The organism is Streptacidiphilus sp. P02-A3a (assembly GCF_014084105.1).
In the GTDB taxonomy this organism is placed as follows: domain Bacteria; phylum Actinomycetota; class Actinomycetes; order Streptomycetales; family Streptomycetaceae; genus Streptacidiphilus.
Genome location: NZ_CP048289.1, coordinates 4,095,098 through 4,113,654, shown reverse-complemented (window position 1 = coordinate 4,113,654; position 18,557 = coordinate 4,095,098). Strand labels below are relative to the sequence as shown.

The 18,557-nt window shown below is 73.4% G+C and carries 1 protein-coding gene; it reads right to left on the bottom strand.

Features of this window, described 5'->3' with window-relative positions; genetic code table 11:
• Window positions 1–363: 363 nt before the first annotated feature.
• Window positions 364–18,540, bottom strand: a complete 18,177-nt coding sequence (locus GXP74_RS17985; RefSeq protein WP_182452459.1) for a type I polyketide synthase — start codon at window positions 18,538–18,540, stop codon at window positions 364–366.
• Window positions 18,541–18,557 lie beyond the last annotated feature (17 nt).

Below are 18,557 nucleotides of genomic sequence, written 5' to 3'. Positions count from 1 at the left end.
CGACAGAGCGGCAATACTACTGCTCCGTACGAGTAACTCGCTCCGCTACGAAGGGAGTTCGAGGGCGACAGGGAGCACTGCGCCATCCGTCCATGGCAGTCCCGAAGATCCGCCGCGGCCGCCCCCGGATCGGTGCCGCGCTCCAACACTGGCGTCCGCCAACGCCGTTGCCGCGACGGCAGCGCCTCCGGAGGCCGCTGTCCACCATGTGGACGGCCATCCCGGTTGCGCGGAGCCGGACTTGACCCACACTCCGGGCACCGCGGTCGCCCCGGAGACGGCCCTGGCCGCGTCCCGGCATCGACGGATGCGGGGCGCGGCCAGGGTGTCACCGTGCCGACCGGCAGAATTGGCAGGGACGCCTCAGATGCCCAGTTCGCGGTCGATCAGGTCGAATATCTCGTCGTCGCTGGCCACCGACAGTTCGCGGTAGGCCGTGGCGTTCTCCTCGGTCCGGCTGCGGAAGTCCGCGATCAGGCCCTCAAGCCGAATGATGATCTCCGACCGCCGGTCGCTGTCCTGGTCCACCGCCGAGAGCAGCGAGGCCAGCTGGTCCAGACCATCCAGGACGGGCAGCGCCGTTTCCGCCGGAACGATGTTCGCGTGCAGGTATCCGGCCAGTGCGGTCGGCGTCGGGTAGTCGAAGATCACGCTGGCCGCCAGGGTCAACCCGGCCGCGCTGCTCAACTGGTTGCGCAGTTCCAGCGCGGTCACGGACGTCAGGCCCAGCTCCAGGAAGGACCGGCTGCCGTCGATCGCCTGCGGCCCGGAGAGTCCCAGCACCTGCGCGGACTGCGCGCGGACCAGGTCCTGCACCGCGCGTTCGCGGGCGGCCGGGGGCAGCGCGGCCAGCCGAGCGGCCAGCCCGTTCGGCTCGGCCGCGCCGACCGGGCCGACGACCCGCCGAGCCTGTCGGCCCGAACCCGATCCACCCACCAGGCCGGACAGCAGCGGCGGCAGTCCCGCGCCGCTGTGCCGCCGGAGCACCCCGAGGTCGAGGTTGACCGGCACCAGCAGCGCCGGGACCGTGCCCGGGTGGCGCCGGTTCCGCTCGATCACCGCGTCCAGCCGGGCCAGGCCCTCGGCGCCACCGAGAGGCTGGAGGCCGTGCCGGGCCATCCGCTGCCAGTCGGCGTCCGCCAGCTGTCCGGCCATCCCGCCGACCGCTTCGGACTCCTCGACCTGCCACGGACCCCAGGCCAGCGAGGTGGCCGGGAGTCCGGCCCGCCGCCGGTGCGCGGCCAGGGCGTCCAGGAAGGTGTTGGCTGCCGCGTAGTTGCCCTGTCCGGCGTTGCCCCAGATCCCGGCCATCGACGAGAACAGCACGAAGTCGTCGAGTTCCAGCTCCCGTGTCAGCTCGTGCAGGTTCCAGGCGCCGTCGACCTTCGGCCGCAGCACCGCCTCGAACCGGGCCGGGGTCAGCGACTCGATGACCCCGTCGTCGAGGACACCGGCGGCATGGACCACCCCGCGCAGCGGCGTCTCGGCCGGGATCCCGGCGATCACCGCGGCCAGGCCGTCCCGGTCCGCCGCGTCGCAGGCGGTCACCCGGGCCGTAGCGCCGAGACCGGCGAGTTCGGCTGCCAGTGCGCCCACGCCCGACGCCTGCGCGCCGCGCCGGGACAGCAGTTCGACCCGCTCGGCCCGGCCGGTGCCGACCAGGCCACGCGCGACCAGCCCGCCGAGCGCCCCCGACGCACCGGTGACCAGCAGCGTTCCCCGCCGGTCCGCCACCGCGTCGGCGGCGTCGGCGGCCTCGGCGGTCGGCTCGGCGGTCGCCGGGACCAGCCTCGGCACCCGGAGTTGACCGGCGCGGACGGCGAGCTGCGGCTGTCCCGAGGCCACCGCCGCGCCCACCACGGCCGGGAGCGCCCGCTCCTCGGCCGCCGCCGGGTCCAGGTCGAGCAGCACGATCCGGCCGGGGTACTCGGACTGGGCCGCCCGGAGCAGACCCCAGACCGCCGCACCGGCGACCTCGACCGGCTCCGAGCCGGCTTCCACGGCCTGTTCGGTGAGCACGACCAGCCGGGATCCGGCGAGGTCCGCGGCCTTCAGCCACTGTTGCAGCAGGAGCAGGGTGGCCACGGCCGCGTCCCGGGCCGCCCCGGCGACGCCTCCGGCCGGGTCGGCGGCGGGACGCCCGCTGACGACGATCGTGTCCGGCACCGGCACACCCTGGACCAGCGCCGCGACCAGGTCGCCCAACGTGGCGTAGTGTGCCGCCCCCGGCCAGCCCGGACCGGCCTGCGCCCACTCCGGCCCGACCAGGGCCACCTGCTCCGGAGCCGATTGCTCCGGGCCCGACTGCTCGGTGGCCGACCGCGCGCCGGGCTCGACCGGCGTCCAGGTCAGCTCGAACAGCGAGTCGGGCGTCTCGGCGGGCAGTTCCCCGGCCGCGAGCGGGCGCCGGGTCACGGCTCCGACCGAGGCCACCAGTTCGCCGTTGCCGTCGAACAGCGTCACCGAGGTCGCCCCGCCGCCGGGGACCGGCGCCAGCCGCGCCCGTACCGTGTCGGCGCCGGTGGCGTGCACGGCCACGTCGGTCCAGGCGGACGCCAGCATCGGCGCGTCCCCGGCGGAGCCGGGGCCGGTCAGCGGTAGCACGGCGTCCAGCAGCGCGGGGTGCAGGCCGAATCCGCTGACGTCCGTGGCCGGGTCGAGGGCGATCTCGGCGAACAACTCCTCGCCCCGGCGCCACACGGTGTCGATGTACCGGTAGGTCGACGCGGGCTCCGGCTGCGCGCCGGGCGGCGGCCACTCGGTCGCCGTCTCACCGCCGACCCGCGCGTCGCTGGTGGTGCCGGTGAGCACGCCGGTGGCGTGCCGGGTCCATGCTCCCCGTGGCGCCTCGCTCTCCGGTCGGGCGTAGACGGCCAGCTCCCGGTGACCGTCCTGGTCCGGCCGGGTGAGCACCACCTGGACCTGGAGCGCACCGGGGTCGGGCAGTACCAGCGGCGCCTGGACCTGGAGTTCGCTCAGCCGGGTCTGCCCGGTCTGGTCCCCGGCCCGCACCGCCATCTCGACCAGGGCGGTCTCCGGAACGACGATCCGGCCCGCGGTCCTGAAGTCCGCGAGCCAGGGCTGCGCGGTCAGCGACAGCCGTCCGGTCAGCAGCAGACCGCCGTTGTCGGGCAGGTCCACGGCCGCGCCGAGCAGCGGGTGCCCGGCCACGGCCTGTCCCAGACCGGCGGCGTCCGCCCGGGCGGGGCCGCTGGTCAGCCAGAACCGCTCCCGGGTGAAGGCGTACGTCGGCAGGTCCACCCGGCGCGCCCCGGTCCCGGCGTAGAAGCGGGACCAGTCGACGTTCCCGCCCCGGGCGTACAGTCGACCGACGGCCGCCACCAGGTTCGCGGGTTCCGCCCGGTCCCGGCGCAGCGCCGGTATCCAGGCCTCGGCCTGGTCGCCGCCGTCCGCGACGGCGGCGGTCTCCGGGCCGAGTACGGACAGCACGGCGTCCGGGCCGATCTCGACGAAGGTCCGGACCCCGGCCTGCCGCAGCCCGGCGACGGCGTCGGCGAACCGGACCGGCTCGCGGACCTGGCGCACCCAGTACTGCGGATCCGTCAGCTCGTGGGTCACTGCCCCGCCGGTCACCGTGGACACCAGCGGGATCGTCGGGGTCCGGTACGACACCGACGCGGCGACCTGCGCGAACTCGGCCAGCATCGGTTCCATCAGCGGCGAGTGGAAGGCGTGCGACACCCGGAGCTTCCGCGCCCGGACGCCACGGCCGGTGAACTCCTCGGCGACCGCGTCCACGGCCTGCTCGGTGCCGGAGACCACCACTGCGGTGGGTCCGTTGACCGCCGCGATGCCGACGCCGTCGATCCGGGCCAGGACCTGGCGGACGTCCGGTTCGCTCGCGTGGATCGCGAGCATCGCGCCGCCGGTCGGCAGCGCCTGCATCAACCGGCCGCGCGCCGCGACCACCGCGCAGGCATCGGCCAACGACCAGACCCCCGCCACATGCGCGGCGGCCAACTCACCGATGGAGTGCCCGGCCAACACCGCCGGAGCAACCCCCCACGACTCCAGCAACCGGAACAACGCCACCTCGACCGCGAACAACCCCGCCTGCGCCCACACCGTGTCATTCACGTCACCAGCAACACCCCGAACGACCGCACCCACCGACCCGTCCAGATGCTCCTCCAACCCGGCACAGACCGCATCGAACACCTCCGCGAACACCGGATAGGCGGCATACAACTCCCTTCCCATGCCCGCCCGTTGCGCGCCCTGGCCGGTGAACACGAAGCCGAGCTTGCCAAGCGCACCGGTCGCTCCGGTCACCGCGGAGGGCGACTGCTCGCCGGACGCCAGCCGCTCCAGCCCGGCCAGCAGCTCCTCCCGGTCCGCGCCGACCACCACCGCCCGCTGCGACAGCGCCGTCCGGCTGCTGGTGAGCGACCAGCCGACGTCGGCCGGTTCGAGCTCCGGCCGCGAACCGGCGTACTCCAGCAGCCGTTGCGCCTGTGCGACCAGCCCGGCTCCGCTTCGGGCCGAGATCACCCACGGGACGACCGGCGGTTGCCGCACCGTCTCCCGCTCGGGGACCGGCTGCTCGGGGGCCTGCTCGATGATCACGTGCGCGTTGGTCCCGGAGAACCCGAAGGACGAGATCCCCGCCCGACGCGGACGACCGGTCTCCGGCCAGGCCGTCGGCTCGGTCACCAACTCGACCGCGCCCGCCTCCCAGTCCACCTGGGACGACGGCGCATCCACGTGCAACGTAGCCGGAACCACACCGTACGCCATCGCCTGCACCATCTTGATGATCCCAGCCACACCAGCCGCCGCCTGCGTATGACCGATGTTCGACTTCACCGAACCCAACAACACCGGACGCCCGGCCTCCCGACCCTGACCATAGGTCGCCAGCACCGCCTGCGCCTCGATCGGGTCACCCAACCGCGTACCCGTCCCATGCCCCTCAACCACATCAACCTCAGCAGCCGACAACCCCGCACCCGCCAACGCCGTCCGAATCACCCGCTGCTGCGACGGACCATTCGGCGCAGTCAAACCATTCGACGCACCATCCTGATTCACCGCCGTCCCACGCACCACCGCCAACACCCGACGCCCATGCCGACGCGCATCCGACAACCGCTCCACCACCAACACACCAACACCCTCACCCCAACCCGTACCATCCGCCGCATCCGCATACGCCTTGCACCGGCCATCCGCAGCCAACCCCCGCTGCCGGGAGAAGTCGACGAAGATGCCCGGCGTGGCCATCACGGTCACGCCCCCGGCCAGAGCCAGGCTGCACTCACCGGACCGCAACGCCTGCACCGCCAAGTGCAACGCAACCAACGACGACGAACACGCCGTATCCACCGTCACCGCCGGACCCTCAAGACCCAGCGCGTACGACACCCGACCCGACGCCACCCCACCGGACATCCCCGTGCTGACGTAACCCTCGACCTCGCCCGGAGCGGAACTGCCGGTGCTGTAGTCGTGGTAGATCAGCCCCGTGAACACCCCGGTCTCGCTGCCGTGCAGGGTGCCGGTGTCGATCCCGGCGTCCTCCAGCGCCTCCCACGAGGTCTCCAGCAGCAACCGCTGCTGCGGATCCATCGCCAACGCCTCACGCGGCGAGATCCCGAAGAACTGCGCGTCGAAGTCGGCCGCCTGGCCGAGGAACGCGCCCTCCCGGGCGTAGCTCTTGCCGACGGCGGCCGGGTCCTGGTCGAAGACGCTCTCCCAGTCCGGGCCGCGATCGGCCGGGAAGCCGGACACCGTGTCGGTTCCGGAGGCGAGCAGGCTCCAGAAGTCCCCGGCGGAGGAGACACCTCCGGGGAACCGGCAGCCCATCCCGACGATCACCACCGGGTCGTCGCCGTCCACTGCCGCGCCGCGCGGCGCGCTGGTCAGCGCGACGTCGGCGATCCGGCCGCCGAGCTCCGCCAGCAGGTAGCCGACCAGCGTCGACGGCGTCGGGTAGTCGAAGACCAGCGTGGCCGGAAGCCGCAGGCCGGTCGCCTCGCCGACCTGGTTGCGCAGCTCGACGGCGGTCAGCGAGTCGAAGCCCAGCTCGCGGAAGGACCGGTCGGCGTCCACCGACTCCGGCCCGGCCATGCCGAGCACCAGTGCCGCCTGGGTCAGTACCAGCTCGTGGACCGTCGACTCCTGCTCGGCCGGGGACAGGCCCACCAGGCGGGCGGCGAGGCCGGTACCGCTGTCGGTACTGGTCCGACCGGCGGTGCGCCGGGTGGCCCGGGTGGTCGCCGAGACCAGGCCGGACATCAGCGCCGGCACCTCGCGGCCCCGGCGGCGGAACGCGGACGGGTCGAGCCGGGCCGGGACCAGCAGCGCGCCGGCCGCGCCGAGCGGCCGACCTCCGGGCTCCCCCACCCCGCGCACGGCGTCGAGCAGCGCCAGCCCGTCGGCGCCGGTCAGCGGCTGCATGCCCTGCCCGGCCAGCCGCTGCCAGTCGGCCGGGCTGAGCTGCCCGGCCATGCCGTCGGCGCCCCCGCCGCCCCCGGCCTCGGAACCGGGTTCGCCGAGCTGCCACAGGCCCCAGGCCAGCGAGTTGGCGGGGAGGCCGAGGCGGCGGCGATGTGCCGCCAGCGCGTCCAGGAAGGTGTTCGCCGCCGCGTAGCCGCCCTGGCCCGGGTTGCCCCAGATGCCCGCGATCGAGGAGAAGACCACGAACAGGCTCAGGTCCAGGCCTCGGGTCAGCTCGTGCAGGTGCCAGGCACCATCGACCTTGGGCCGCATCACGGCATCCAGGGCGGCCGGGGTGAGCGAGGTGATCACACCGTCGTCCAGGACGCCGGCCGCGTGGACCACCCCGCGCAGCGGTGTCGCGGTCGGTACGGCGTCGATGACCCGCGCCAGCGCGGCGCGGTCGGCGACATCGGCGGCGACGACGTCGACCGCGACGCCCTGGGCGGCGAGTTCAGCCGCGAGCCTGGCCGCGCCGGGCACGGCCGGTCCGCGCCGGGAGAGCAGTACCAGGCGTTCCGCCTGCCGGTTCTCCGCCAGGTGCCGGGCGACCAGGCCGCCGAGGGCACCGGAGGCGCCGGTCAGCAGCACGGTCCCTCGGGAGTCGGCCGCGTTGGGCACGGTGAGTACGACCTTGCCGATGTTGCGGGCCTGGCTCAGGTACCGGAACGCCTCCGGCGCCCGCCGCACATCCCACGCCGCCACCGGCAACGGCCGCAACACACCCGCCGCAAACAACTCCGACAACACCGCCAACATCCGCGCGATCTCATCAGGATCCAACTCCAACAAGTCAAACGCCCGGTACCACAACCCCCCATGATCACGAGCAACCTGCTCCGGATCACGAACATCAGCCTTACCCATCTCCACAAACCGCCCACCAGGACCCGCCGCCAACCGCAACGACGCATCCACGAACTCACCAGCCAACGAATCCAACACCACATCCACCGACCCCACCACAGACCGGAACTCACCCTCGAAGTCCAACGTCCGCGACGACGCCACCCGCGACGACGACAACCCCAACCCACGCAACACCGACCACTTCGACACACTCGCCGTACCCAACACCACCGCACCCAGATGCTGCGCCAACTGCACCGCCGCAATCCCCACCCCACCCGCCGCAGCATGGATCAAGACCGACTCACCACACCGCAACCCCGCCAACTCAACCAACGCATAATACGCCGTCAAAAACACCACCGGCGCAGCCGCCGCCTCCGCCAACGACCAACCCACCGGCACCCGAACCAACAACCGCTGATCCGTCACCACAGCCGCGGCAAACGCCCCCGAAAACAACCCCATCACCACATCACCCACCCGCAAACCAGAAACCCCGACCCCCACCTCCAACACCACACCCGCACCCTCAAGACCCAACAAACCCGCATCCCCCGGATACATCCCCAACACATTCAACACATCACGGAAGTTCACCCCACCCGCACGCAACCCCACCCGCACCTCACCCGCGCCCAGAGCAACACCCGCATCCACCGGCGCCAGCAGCAGGTTCTGGAGCGTGCCGCGCTCGGTGAAGTCCAGCCGCCACGAGTCCGTGTCCGCCGGGGGCTCCAGGATGGCCGCCGACCGTGCCCGCGTCAGTCGCGGGACCAGGAGTTGGCCGGTCCGGACGGCGACCTGCGGCTCGCCGGTGGCGACGGCCGTACGCAACGACGCTCCCTCGGCGGCGGGGTCGACGTCCAGGTCCACCAGGGCCAGGCGGCCCGGGTTCTCGCTCGCGGCGACGCGCACCAACCCCCAGTTGGCCGAGCCGGCCAGGTCGATCGGGACCTCCCCGGAACCGGCGTCGACGGCGCGTTCGGTGACCAGGACCAGCCGCGCGTCGGCCAGGTTCCCGGCCGCCAGCCACTCCCGCACCAGTTCCAGGGTGTCGGCCGCAGCCGCCCGGGCCCGGCCGGGGACGTCGTCGCCCTCGGGCTGCGTCGGGCAGCCGATGACCACGGTGTCCGGGGCGGGACGACCGTCGGCCACTGCGGCCACCAGCTCGCCGATGCCGGAGAAGCGTGCCACGTCGGGCAGCTGCGCCAAAATTGACGATTCGTCATCACTCAGTACCGCCCAGCGACTTACGTCAACCGTTTCGTCGGAGGCGCGCACCGGCACCCAGTCCAGGGTGAACAGCGCCTCGGCGGCGACGGCGGAGCCCGGCTGCGCCGTCGGGAGCGGACGCAGCACCAGCGCACCCACGGTGGCGATCAGCGCACCGGTCGCGTCGGACAGGGTGAGTGATATGCCGTCGCCGGTGGCGGCGGGGGCCAGCCGCACCCGGGCGGCGCGCGCTCCGGTCGCGTGCACCACCACATCGGTCCAGGCGAAGGGCAGTAGTGGCCCGTCCCCGGGGCCGTCCGGTCCGGTGGCGGCGATCGGGTGCAGCGCGGCGTCCAGCAGCGCCGGATGCAGCCCGAACCCGGCGACCGGAACATCGTCGTCGAGGCCGACCTCGGCGAACAGCTCGTCGCCGCGCCGCCACAGCGTCCGCACGCCCCGGAACAGCGGTCCGTAGCTCAGACCCGCCGCCGCCAGCGCCGGGTAGAAGCCCTCCAGGTCCTGGGTGACCGCCCCGGCCGGTGGCCATGCGGCGTCCGTGCTGTCGCCACTGCGACCGGAGGTGCTCTCGGCTGTGGGCTCGGACGTGGTCTCGGCCTTGGTGAGCACGCCGGTGGCGTGCCGGGTCCAGGCACCGGCCGGGTCCTCGTGCTCGGGCTGGGAGTAGATCGCGACGTCGCCGCGCCGGGTGTCGCCGTCCGCCTCGCCCGCGTCCACCGTGACCTGGACCCGGATGCCGCCCTGCGGCGGCAGCACCAGCGGCGCCTCGATCACCAGCTCGGCGAGTCGGGGCCGACCGGTCTCGTCCCCGGCCCGGATCGCCATCTCCGCCAGGGCCGCGCCGGGCACAACCGCCCGCCCCGCGACCACGTGATCGGCCAGCCACGGCTGGGCGCTGAGCGACAGCCGCCCGGTCAGCACCAGGCCGCCGCTGGCCGGGAGGTTCACCGCCGCGCCGAGCAGCGGGTGCCCGGACGAGCCCAGTCCCAGGCCGACCGCGTCGCCGTGGGCCCCGGCGGAGCTGAGCCAGTAGTGCTGGCGGTCGAAGGCGTAGCTGGGCAGATCGACCCGGGCCGCGCCGGTCCCGGCGTAGAAGCGCGGCCAGTCCACCGCACCACCCCGGGCGTACAGCTGTCCGACCGCTGTGACCAGGGTCAATGTCTGTTCCCGGTCCCGGCGTTGGGTAGCCAGCCAGGCCTCCGCCGACGTCTCGTCGTCCTCGCCGGTGGCGGTCTGCGGGCCGAGCGCGGAGAGGACACCGTCCGGGCCGAGCTCGACGAAGGTGCGCACTCCGCTCTCGCGCAGCGTGGTGACCGCGTCCGCGAACCGGACCGGCTCGCGGACCTGGCGCACCCAGTAGTCCGGGTCGGTCAGCTCGTCCGTGACCAGGCGGCCGGTCAGCGTCGAGACCAGCGGGATGCGCGGCGCGGCATACGACACCGTTGCGGTGACCTGCGCGAACTCGGCCAGCATCGGCTCCATCAGGGCCGAGTGGAAGGCGTGCGACACCCGCAGGTTCCGCACCCGGACCCCCTGCGCGGTGAACGCCTCCGCCACCGCCGCCACGGCCTGCCCGGTGCCGGAGACCACCACTGCGGTGGGTCCGTTGACCGCCGCGATGCCGACGCCGTCGATCCGGGCCAGGACCTGGCGGACGTCCGCCTCCCCGGCCTGAACCGCGAGCATCGCGCCGCCGGTCGGCAGCGCCTGCATCAACCGGCCCCGAGCCGCGACCACCGCGCAGGCATCGGCCAACGACCAGACCCCCGCCACATGCGCGGCAGCCAACTCACCGATCGAATGCCCCGCCAACACCGCCGGAGCAACCCCCCACGACTCCAGCAACCGGAACAACGCCACCTCGACCGCGAACAACCCCGCCTGCGCCCACACCGTGTCATCCACGTCACCAGCAACACCCCGAACGACCGCACCCACCGACCCGTCCAGATGCTCCTCCAACCCGGCACAGACCGCATCGAACACCTCCGCGAACACCGGATAGGCGGCATACAACTCCCGCCCCATGCCCGCCCGTTGCGCACCCTGACCGGTGAACACGAAGGCCACCTTGCCCACCGATCCGGCGGTCTCCGAGCCGCTCAGGTCGGCCAGGCGGGCGGTGAGCTCGGCGCGGTCGGCGCCGACGACCACGGCGCGGTGGTTGAGCTGTGCCCGGGCCGTGGCCAGCGACCAGCCGACGTCGACCGGGTCGAGGTCGGGCCGGGCGGCCAGGTGCTCCCGCAGTCGCGTGGCCTGCGCGGCGAGCGTGGACCCACTGCGGGCCGAGATCACCCACGGCACCACCGGCAGCCGTCGGGCCTCCGTGGGCTCGGGGACCGGCTGCTCGGGGGCCTGCTCGATGATCACGTGCGCGTTGGTCCCGGAGAACCCGAAGGACGAGATCCCCGCCCGACGCGGACGACCGGTCTCCGGCCAGGCCGTCGGCTCGGTCACCAACTCGACCGCGCCCGCCTCCCAGTCCACCTGGGACGACGGCGCATCCACGTGCAACGTAGCCGGGACCACACCGTACGCCATCGCCTGCACCATCTTGATGATCCCAGCCACACCAGCCGCCGCCTGCGTATGACCGATGTTCGACTTCACCGAACCCAACAACACCGGACGCCCGGCCTCCCGACCCTGACCATAGGTCGCCAGCACCGCCTGCGCCTCGATCGGGTCACCCAACCGCGTACCCGTCCCATGCCCCTCAACCACATCAACCTCAGCAGCCGACAACCCCGCACCCGCCAACGCCGTCCGAATCACCCGCTGCTGCGACGGACCATTCGGCGCAGTCAAACCATTCGACGCACCATCCTGATTCACCGCCGTCCCACGCACCACCGCCAACACCCGACGCCCATGCCGACGCGCATCCGACAACCGCTCCACCACCAACACACCAACACCCTCACCCCAACCCGTACCATCCGCCGCATCCGCATACGCCTTGCACCGGCCATCGACAGCCAACCCCCGCTGCCGGGAGAACTCCACGAAGGTGCCCGGGGTCGCCATCACCGTCGCGCCCCCGGCCAGAGCCAGGCTGCACTCACCGGACCGCAACGCCTGCACCGCCAAGTGCAACGCAACCAACGACGACGAACACGCCGTATCCACCGTCACCGCCGGACCCTCAAGACCCAGCGCATACGACACCCGACCCGACGCCACCCCACCGGAGTTGCCGGTGCTGACGTAGCCCTCGACCTCCTCCGGGGTGGAGCTACCGGTGCTGTAGTCGTGGTAGATCAGTCCGGTGAACACGCCGGTGTCGCTGCCGGGCAGCAGGCCCGGATCGATCCCGGCGTCCTCCAGCGCCTCCCACGAGGTCTCCAGCAGCAACCGCTGCTGCGGATCCATCGCCAACGCCTCACGCGGCGAGATCCCGAAGAACTGCGCGTCGAACTCCCCCGCGTCGTGGAGGAAGCCACCGGCGTCGGCGTAGCTCTTCCCGGTCGCGGCCGGGTCCGGGTCGACCACACCCTCCCAGGCCGGTCCCCGGTTCCGGGGGAATCCGGTCACCGCGTCCGTCTCGGAGGAGAGCAGGCCCCAGAACTCGTCCGGCGAGCCGACGCCGCCGGGGAAGCGGCAGCCCATTCCGACGATCACCACCGGATCGTCGGCGTTCTGTGCTTCGGTGCGCGCGGCGGGGAGCGCCACCGAGGCGGCATCGCCGAGCAGTTCGGTGAGGACGAAGGCGACCAGCACGGACGGCGTCGGGTAGTCGAAGACCAGCGTCGCCGGAAGCCGCAGACCGGTCGCCTCGCCCAGCCGGTTGCGCAGTTCGACGGCGGTCAGCGAGTCGAAGCCCAGCTCGCGGAAGGACCGGCCCGCGTCCACCCCGGCCAGCCCGGCCATGCCGAGCACTGTCGCGGCCTGGCTCAGTACCAACTCCCTTACGGTTTCCTCGCGTTCGGTTGAGGACAGGGTGGCCAGCCGGGCCGCGAGGCCGGTGCTGTCACCGGTGCCGATCGCCCGCGCGGTACGCCGGGCCGGGCCGTGGGTACTGGTGGCCGGGAGCAGGGCGGTGAGCAGCGGGGGTGTTGCCGCGCCACGACGGCGCAGGCTCGCCCGGTCGAACCTGGCCGGGACCAGTAGCGCGCGGGCGGAGTCCGCCGACGTGTTCGGCCCACCGGTGACCGCCGCGAGCAGGGCGAGGCCGTCAGCGCCGCTGAGCGGTTGCAGGCCCTGGGCGGCCATCCGCTGCCAGTCGGCGGCGTTGAGGTGCCCGGTCATCCCGCCGAACGTCGGTTCGGTGCCGTCGAGTTGCCACGGGCCCCAGGCCAGCGCCACCGCGGGCAGGCCCTGGTTGCGCCGGTGGGCGGCCAGGGCGTCCAGGAAGGTGTTCGCCGCCGCGTAGTTGGCCTGGCCGGGGTTGCCCCAGATGCCCGCGATCGAGGAGAAGACCACGAACAGGCTCAGGTCCAGGCCTCGGGTCAGCTGGTGCAGGTGCCAGGCGCCGTCGACCTTCACCTGGAGTACCTGATGCATCCTGGCCGGTGTCAGCGAACCGACCAGCCCGTCGTCCAGTACCCCGGCGGCGTGCACCACGCCGCGCAGCGGCGCCTCGGCCGGTATCCCGGCGAGCAGCGCCGCCAGTTGGCCGTGGTCCGCGACGTCGGCGGCGCGCAGTTGCACCTGAACGCCCCGGGTGGCGAGTTCGGCGGCCAGGCCGCCAACGCCGGGGGCCTCGGGCCCGCGCCGGGAGAGCAGCAGCAGGTTCGCCACCTCGGGACGGGCCGCCAACTCCCGGGCGACCAGGCCGCCGAGGGCCCCGGACGCGCCGGTCACCAGCGCCGTGCCGCTGAGCGGGGTGCTGGGCATGGTGAGTACGACCTTGCCGATGTTGCGGGCCTGGCTCAGGTACCGGAACGCCTCCGGCGCCCGGCGGACGTCCCACGCCGCCACCGGCAGCGGCCGCAGCACGCCCTTCGCGAACAGGTCGGTCAGCTCCGCGAACATGCCGGCGATCAGGTCCGGATGACAGTCGAGCAGATCGAAAGCCTGGTAGGACAGCCCGTCATGGTCAGCGGCCACCTGCCGCGACTCGCGGATGTCGGTCTTGCCCATCTCCACGAACCGGCCGCCCGCCCCAGCGGCGAGCCGCAGCGAGGCGTCCACGAACTCCCCGGCCAACGAGTCGAGCACCACGTCCACCCCAGCGCCGCCGGTCGCCGCCCGGAACGCCTCCTCGAACTCCACCGTCCGCGAGGAGGCGACACGCTCGCCGGACAACCCGAGCCGGTGCAGCACCGGCCACTTCGCCGGGCTGGCCGTGCCGAACACGTCCGCGCCCAGGTACCGGGCCAGTTGCACAGCGGCGATACCCACACCACCGGCAGCAGCATGGATCAGCACCGACTCACCCCGCCGCAGCTCCGCCAGCACCACCAACGCATACCAGGCAGTGAGGTAGACCACCGGCGCAGCCGCAGCCTCGGCCAACGTCCACCCCGCCGGAACCAGCGCCAACAACCGCGCGTCAGTAACCGCGACCGGGCCGAAGGCACCGGAGAACAAGCCCATCACCCGGTCCCCGGGCCGCAACCCGCAAACCTCGGCACCGACCTCCAACACCACCCCGGCACCTTCAAGACCCAACAAACCCGCATCCCCCGGATACATCCCCAACACATTCAACACATCACGGAAGTTCACCCCACCCGCACGCAACCCCACCCGCACCTCACCCGCGCCCAGAGCAACACCAGCATCCAGCGGCGCCAGCAGCAGGTTCTCCAGCGTGCCGCGCTCGGTGAAGTCAAGCCGCCAGCCGGCCGTGTCCTGCGGTACGGCCAACGCGCCGCTGGGCCGGGCCAGTCGGGGCAGCAGCAGCTGTCCCTGGCGTACCGCGAACTCGGGTTCGCCCAGCGCGACCCCGGCCCGCAGCAGCGTGCCGAGGCCGCTCGGGTCGGCGGTCAGGTCGTCCACGTCGGCCAGGGCCAGCCGGCCGGGGTTCTCGGCGGCGGCGGAGCGCACCAGGCCGGTCACCGTCGAGGCGCCCGGGTCCAGCCCCGGACCGGCGTCGACGGCGCGTTCGGTGACCACCAGCAGCCGTGCCTCGGCGAGCGGGCCGGCGGCCAGCCAGTCCTGGATCGCGCCCAGCACCTCGACCGCGAGCGTCCGGGCGGCCAGCGGCAGCGCCTGGTCGGTCGGGGCGGGTCGGCAGCAGAGGACGGCGGTGTCCGGGATCGGGGCGCCGCCGTCGACGGCGGCCAGGAGTTCGGCCAGGTCGGCGTGGTGGACGGCGTCGGGCAGGCCCGGCAGGTGGTCGCGGCCGATCACGGCCCACGGTGTCTGCGGCAGCGGCGTACCGGCCGGAGCGGGTTCGGCCTGGATCCAGTCCAGGCCGAACAGGGCCTCGCGCAGCAGCGTCGCGTCCTGGGCCAGGTCCGCCGCCGGGAGTGCCTGGAGCGCCAGTGAGCCCACCGTGGCGATCAGTTCCCCGGCCTCGTCGGTCAGGGTCACCGTGACGCCGTCGCCCTTCGCGGCCGGGGCGATCCGGACGCGTGCGGTGGCAGCGCCGGTGGCGTGGATGACGACGTCGGTCCAGGCGAACGGCAGCAGCGGCGCGGACTCGGCGCGCCCGGCCGCGATGCCGTGCAGCGCGGCGTCCAGCAGCGCCGGGTGCAGCCCGAATCCGGCGACGTCCACGCCGTCGGCCAGGGCGACCTCGGCGAAGGTCTCGTCGCCGCGCCGCCACAGCGAACGCACGCCCTGGAACACCCGGCCGTAGGCCAGCCCGGCCTCGGCCAGCGCCGGGTAGAAGCCGTCCAGCGGGGTCTCCACGGCCCCGGCGGGCGGCCAGGCCGTGGGCTCGTCGGCGCGGTCGGCCGTCGGGCGCGCGGCGGGTTCCAGGATGCCCACGGCGTGCCTGGTCCAGCCGCCGGTGACCTCGTCGTCCTCGGCCTGGGAGTGGATCGCGACCTCGCTGCGTCCCCCGTCCAGCGCGTCGAGGACCACCTGCACCCGGACGCCGGAGGCCGCCGGGGGCAGCACCAGCGGTGCTTCGATGACCAGTTCGGCGAGGCGGGCCGCGCCGATCTCGTCCCCGGCCCGGATCGCCATCTCGACGAGTGCCGTGCCGGGGACGATCACCCGGCCGGCCACCGTGTGGTCCGCCAGCCAGGGCTGCGAGCTCAGGCCGAGGCGGCCGGTGAGGATCAGGCCGCCGCTGGCCGCGAGGCTGACGGTGGCGCCCAGCAGCGGGTGACCGGCCACCGACTGGCCGAGGCCGATCACGTCGGTGCTCCCGGCGCCGGGGTTGAGCCAGAACCGCTGGCGGTCGAAGGCGTACGTCGGTAGATCCACCCGGCGGGCGCCGCTGCCCTCGTAGAACCGGGTCCAGTCCACCGCGCCGCCTCGGGCGTGCAGTTGCCCCAGCGCCGACACCAGGGTCAACGCCTCGGCCCGGTCCCGGCGTTGGGTCGGCAGCCAGGCCTCAGCCGACGCCTCGTCGGCGGTCGCGCTCTGCGCGCCGAGCCCGGACAGCACACCGTCCGGTCCGAGTTCCACGAAGGTGCGCACCTCGCGTGCGCGCAGGGCGGTGACCGCGTCGGCGAAGCGGACCGGTTCGCGCACCTGGCGGACCCAGTACCCGGGGTCGGTGACCTCGTCGGTGACCGGCTGCCCGGTCACCGTGGACACCAGTACGATATTCGGCCGCTGGTACGTCACCGAGGCGGTGACCTGCGCGAACTCGGCCAGCATCGGCTCCATCAGGGACGAGTGGAAGGCGTGCGACACCCGCAGGTTCCGCACCCGCAGCTGCTGGGCCTCGAACTGCTCGCGCAGCGCGGCCACCGCCCCGGCCGGGCCGGAGAGCACCACCGCGGCCGGGCCGTTGACCGCCGCCAGGCCGACCCCTTCGGATGCGTCGAGCAGCGGGCGGACCTCCTCCTCCGACGCCTGGACGGCGAGCATCGCGCCGCCGGTCGGCAGCGCCTGCATCAACCGGCCCCGCGCCGCGACCACCGCGCAGGCGTCGGCCAGCGACCAGACCCCGGCCACGTGCGCGGCGGCCAGCTCGCCGATGGAGTGCCCGGCCACCGCGTCCGGGGTCACCCCCCACGACTCCAGCAGCCGGAACAGCGCCACCTCGACCGCGAACAGTCCGGCCTGCGCCCACATCGTCTGGTCCAGCAGCTCGGCGTCCCCCCACAGGACGGCGGACAGCGAGCGGCCGGGTTGGCCGAGGTGCTGCTCCAGGCCCGCGCAGGCGGTGTCGAACGCGGTCGCGAAGACCGGGTAGGCAGCGTACAACTCACGCCCCATGCCCAGCCGTTGCGCGCCCTGGCCGGTGAACACGAAGCCGAGCTTGCCGAGGCTCCCGGCCGCGGCGGCCGGTGGTTCGCCCGCCGTGGCCGCCAACCCGGCCAGCCCGGCGAGGAGTTCGTCCCGGTCGGCGCCGACGACGACCGCCCGCTGCGGCAGGTTCGCCCGGGACTCCGCGAGCGACCGGCCGATGTCGGCCGGGTCCAGCTCCGGGCGCGGGCCGACGAACGACGCCAGCCGCTCGGCCTGCGCGGCCAGCCCGGTCCCGCTGCGGGCCGAGAGCAGCCACGGCACCACCGGCAGCCGCCGGGCCTCGGTAGGCTCGGGGACCGGCTGTTCCGGAGCCTGCTCGATGATGACGTGGGCGTTGGTCCCGGAGAACCCGAAGGACGAGATCCCGGCCCGACGCGGACGGCCGGTCTCCGGCCAGGCCGTCGGCTCGGTCACCAGCGCGACCGCGCCCGCGGCCCAGTCCACGTGCGAGGACGGCGCGTCCACGTGCAGCGTGGCCGGGACCAGGCCGTATGCCATCGCCTGGATCATCTTGATCACCCCGGCCACCCCGGCGGCGGCCTGGGTGTGGCCGATGTTCGACTTCACCGAGCCCAGCAGCAACGGACGTTCGGCGTCCCGCTGCTGGCCGTAGGTGGCGAGCAGCGCCTCGGCCTCGATCGGGTCGCCGAGCCGGGTGCCGGTGCCGTGGCCCTCGACCACGTCCACCTCACCGGCCGACAGGCCGGCGCCGGCCAGCGCGGTCTGGATCACCCGCTGCTGCGCGGGGCCGTTCGGCGCGGTCAGGCCGTTCGAGGCGCCGTCCTGGTTCACCGCGCTGCCGCGCAGCACCGCCAGCACCCGGTGCCCGTTGCGCTGCGCGTCGGACAGCTTCTCCAGCACCAGGACGCCGACGCCCTCGCCCCAGCCGGTACCGTCCGCCGCCTCCGCGTACGCCTTGCACCGGCCGTCGGCGGCCAGACCGCGCTGCCGGGAGAACTCCACGAAGGTGCCCGGCCGGGCCATCACGGTGACGCCGCCCGCCAGTGCCAGCGTGCACTCCCCCGAGCGCAGCGCGGCGGCGGCCAGGTGCATCGCCACCAGCGAGGAGGAGCAGGCGGTGTCCACGGTGACCGCCGGGCCCTCCAGGCCGAGGGTGTAGGCCACCCGGCCGGAGGCGACGCCGCCGGAGATCCCGGTGCTGACGTAGCCCTCGACGTCGCCCACGCCGTCGGCCGCGTAGTCGTGGTAGATCAGCCCGGCGAACACGCCGGTGGCCGTGCCGTGCAGGGACGTCGGGTCGATCCCGGCGTGCTCCAGCGCCTCCCAGGAGGACTCCAGCAGCAACCGCTGCTGCGGGTCCATCGCCAACGCCTCACGCGGCGAGATCCCGAAGAACTGCGCGTCGAACTCCCCGGCCTCGTAGAGGAAGGCGCCCTCACGGGCGTAGCTCTTGCCGACGGCCGCCGGGTCGCGGTCGAAGACGCTGCCCCATTCCGGGCCGCGGTCCTGCGGGAATTCCGCGACCGTGTCCGTGCCCTTGGTCAGCAGGGTCCAGAAGTCGTCCGGTGACGCCACCCCGCCCGGGAACCGGCAGGCCATGCCGACGACGGCCATCGGCTCCAGCCGCTCGTCCTCCAGCTTGCGCAGCCGCTCGCGAGTCTGGTGCAGGTCGGCGGTGACCCGCTTGAGGTAGTCACGAAGCTTCTCTTCGTTCGTCATGCGACGCACCTTTCCCT